Here is a 1,479-nt window from a genome sequence, read left to right on the forward strand (position 1 = left end):
AATTGACCGGCACGGCAAACACCGATGCCACCGGCAACGATGCCGACAACGCGCTCACCGGCAACAGCGGCGACAACACGCTCGACGGCGGCGCGGGCAACGACACGGTCGACGGCGGCATCGGCGACGACACCGTCAACGGCGGCGACGGCAACGACAGCGTCGACGGCGGCACGGGCAACGACACCGTCACGGGCGGCATCGGCGACGACACGCTCAACGGCGGTCTCGGCAACGACAGCGTCGACGGCGGCGACGGCAACGACACCGTCAACGGCGGCGACGGCAACGACAGTGTCGACGGCGGCGCGGGTAACGACACGGTCGACGGCGGCATCGGCGACGACACCGTCGCTGGCGGCGACGGCAACGACAGTGTCGACGGCGGCACGGGTAACGACACGGTCGACGGCGGTATCGGCGACGACACCGTCAATGGCGGCGACGGCAACGACAGTGTCGACGGCGGCACGGGCAACGACAGCGTCACGGGCGGCATCGGCGACGACACGCTGAATGGCGGTGATGGCCAAGACACGCTCGACGGCGGCGACGGCAACGACGTCGTCAACGGCAATGACGGCAACGACAGCGTCGACGGCGGCGCGGGTAACGACACGGTCGACGGCGGTATCGGCGACGACACCGTCAACGGCGGCGACGGCAACGACAGCGTCGACGGCGGCACGGGTAACGACACGGTCGACGGCGGTATCGGCGACGACACCGTCAATGGCGGCGACGGCAACGACAGCGTCGACGGCGGTGCGGGCAACGACACGATCGATGGCGGCATCGGCGACGACACCGTCGACGGCGGTATCGGCAACGACGTCGTCAATGGCGGCGACGGCAACGACAGCGTCAACGGCGGCGACGGCAACGACGTCCTCAACGGCGGCGAGGGCAACGACGTCCTCAACGGCGAAGGTGGCGACGACACCGTCAACGGCAATGGTGGCGACGACACGCTCGACGGCGGCACCGGCAACGACACGATGGACGGCGGCGACGGCCAAGACAGCGTCAACGGCGGCGACGGCAACGACTTCATCGACGGCGGCGCCGGCAATGACAGCGTCACGGGCGGTATCGGCGACGACAGCGTCGACGGCGGCACGGGTAACGACACCGTCAACGGCGGCGACGGCAACGACACCATCAACGGCGGCGAGGGCAACGACCTGCTCTACGGCGAAGGTGGCGACGACACCGTCAACGGCAATGGCGGCGACGACACGCTCGACGGCGGCACCGGCAACGACACGATGGACGGCGGCGACGGCCAGGACAGCGTCAACGGCGGCGACGGCAACGATGTCATCAACGGCGGCGAAGGCAACGACCTGCTCTACGGCGAAGCTGGCAACGACACCATCAACGGCAATGGCGGCGACGATCTCCTCGACGGCGGCACCGGCAACGACACGATGGCCGGCGGCACCGGCAACGACACCTATGTGGTCGACAGCGCCGACG

Annotated in this window: 1 protein-coding gene; it reads left to right on the plus strand. The window is 69.2% G+C overall.

From position 1 onward, the window contains the following. On the plus strand, positions 1 to 1,479 hold a 1,479-nt coding region (locus AB4048_RS28695), incomplete at both ends, for a calcium-binding protein (RefSeq protein WP_442205332.1).

It is taken from the genome of Rhizobium sp. RAF56 (assembly GCF_052113965.1).
GTDB lineage: Bacteria > Pseudomonadota > Alphaproteobacteria > Rhizobiales > Rhizobiaceae > Rhizobium.